Source organism: uncultured Veillonella sp., from assembly GCF_905209685.1.
Lineage (GTDB): Bacteria > Bacillota > Negativicutes > Veillonellales > Veillonellaceae > Veillonella.
In genome coordinates this window covers 1-2,338 of sequence record NZ_CAJLUB010000185.1, presented here as the reverse complement: position 1 = coordinate 2,338, position 2,338 = coordinate 1, and the positions used below count along the sequence as shown (strand labels likewise).

Below are 2,338 nucleotides of genomic sequence, written 5' to 3'. Positions count from 1 at the left end.
TTTCAGATTTAGCTAACGCAGCGCCGTCTAAGGCAGTTGTGGTCAATGGATTGGCATCTACTTGATCAAACAATACATGACCGATATGAGCTGCATCAAGCTTTTCTACCACCCAGTCATATAAACCAGATTTTTTGGCACTAGTACGACCAGTTACAATAAGTGCTTTCTTGCCGTACGGTGCAGCAAACTCAGCAACATTATCTACTTTATTCCAACCGAATTGGATATTTACAGGTAAAAAATAAGAGAATTCCATGTGATAACCTCTTTTCTTTGAAAACTAGTTCTTAGTGTTATTGTAAAGGATATTTAAAAGCATGTAAAACCTCATAGGGCTTTCACCAGAAAACAGGTATACTAATAATAAGAGGGGTATTTATATTTATATTTATAGAGGGAGAGAACATCTATGAAATTTGCTATTAAACATTTATGGTCTTCGCTGCGGGACCTAGCAACACAGTCGCCTATATTACTGGCATTAATAGCCATATTTTCATGTACACCGTTGTATATTGAACAAGATTGGTTTGCCGAAATCGACATTAAGCTTTACTCACTGTATTTCTTTATCGTTATTTTACAAAGCTATATAACAAGGGCTCGAAAGTTTTCCATTTTATATACCTTAGTAAGTATCGGGATCAGCGTTGGCCTTTATATGATTCACGAAAGCTACGGCTATGTGCGAGGTATTGAACTGGCTACGGAAAATATATCGTACCTATGGCTGTACTCCATGATTGCCTTGTATTTCACCTCGCCTGGTGAACACTACATCGGTGAAATCATTAACCGCATCAAACGGATTGGCATCACCCTTGTTACGTCTACTCTATATAACATTGTTATCATCATGAGTTTATGGTTCTTCTTCATCATCGTGGACCAACCATTCAACTTTGAAGAAACCATTTTTAAGGTACTCGCATCCATTAATATGTTCATTTGTCTATCTATGGTATGTTCTTACAAAGAGGATCCCGCAGGTCCTCCAGCACCAAACTCATTTTTTACTGTTGTATTCGGCATCATTTTGCCTAAGGCGTCCATTATTACAGGCATTCTAGCTAATATCTATTTAGTCTTGATTCTGTTAGGGCTTCGAGAGGATACGCGTTTCTTCTACACCTATTATCCGTATGTAGCTATTTTCTACCTATTCTACTTGGCTAGTTTTAGATCTAGTGAAAGTAGCAGAACACAGCAAATCCTATGCTTCTTATTCATTACGCTAACTACACTGTGCTTAGCTCTTATCGGTAAACGTGTGATCAATGAACCAATTCTCTGGCTCAATACAATTTATGTGAGTGCATTCAATCTAATCTTCTTAGTACACAATATTTATTCTCTTGTGAAAGGTTTAAAACCTTCTGTACACACAACAGTTATGGCTCTAGCCTTAGGTGCCGTTCTCTTGACACCATTCATAGGCTATACAACGTATCGTGAATTTGTGACCTATACTAAAGTCGATAGCGAATGGCATGCAAGCCTACCAATAGCTGCTACCTTTGACCCTAACTACACGGACTACGGTACACCATATGTACCTGTGGACGATTTAAAACTGCCAGATACCAACCCAGCAAACGGCAGACGAGTTGAATATATTAATTTTGATGCTATAACTGCACCAAAGGTTATTTCGATTGCAGGCTACGATAAATACATTGAAAACATTGAGTTAATTGTATACGAACAAGATCTTAAAGAATACCAAGTAGAGTCTGCCAACTTCGACTCCATCTCCTTCAAGTTCCTCAACAAAGGCCTTGATTTAGAGGTGTCTCTACCAAATGGTGTGACAGAGGTGCATCATATTTATGATAAGTTCCTTACAGTCGATAAAACAGCTATCGATCCTGTCATTATAGAAGGCAATGGATATAAGCTATTGATTACGTCGTACTTCATAAACCAATTCGATACACGTAAACTTAAATTTAATGTACTTTATAATTAAGCATATAATACAATATAGTAATAATGACAACATTATATATAATATGACAAAAGCAGTACCCCACAGGGGTACTGCTTTTATTCATCGATCTAACTTGGCTAGAATATGTTGGGCAAAATCTTGGGCCGCTTTAAAATCGTCTTCATTTGGGTGTACTGCAGCTTGTTTGTGACGTGCATCGCGGTCAGCAGATTGACCGTGGCTATGCCCTTTCGGGAACATCTTGTACATCATTTCGATGACCTTAGGATCTACCTTACCTTGGCAAACGAAGGTTCCTACAGGCTCTACGCCATCAGGTAAACAATTTGATGCATTGATTAAGCTCTCCTTAGCATGTGCCATTTGCGGTGGTACGCCAGCTGT

3 protein-coding genes are annotated in these 2,338 nt (G+C 38.5%); 1 reads left to right on the top strand and 2 read right to left on the bottom strand.

Annotation, left to right across the window (positions count from 1 at the left end):
• The coding region (locus tag QZ055_RS09205; RefSeq protein WP_295826441.1) for an iron-containing alcohol dehydrogenase at positions 1-259 on the bottom strand (259 nt) is incomplete at its 3' end.
• Between the two features lie 153 nt (positions 260-412).
• Between QZ055_RS09205 and QZ055_RS09200 the strand changes: the two genes are divergently transcribed.
• Positions 413-1,972, top strand: coding sequence for a hypothetical protein (locus QZ055_RS09200; RefSeq protein ID WP_295826438.1), 1,560 nt, complete (start codon positions 413-415; stop codon positions 1,970-1,972).
• An 81-nt stretch (positions 1,973-2,053) separates the two neighbouring features.
• On the opposite strand, the gene QZ055_RS09195 is transcribed toward QZ055_RS09200, so the two are convergent.
• Positions 2,054-2,338, bottom strand: a 285-nt coding sequence (locus QZ055_RS09195; RefSeq protein WP_295826435.1) for a flavodoxin family protein, incomplete at its 5' end; no start/stop codon positions are given.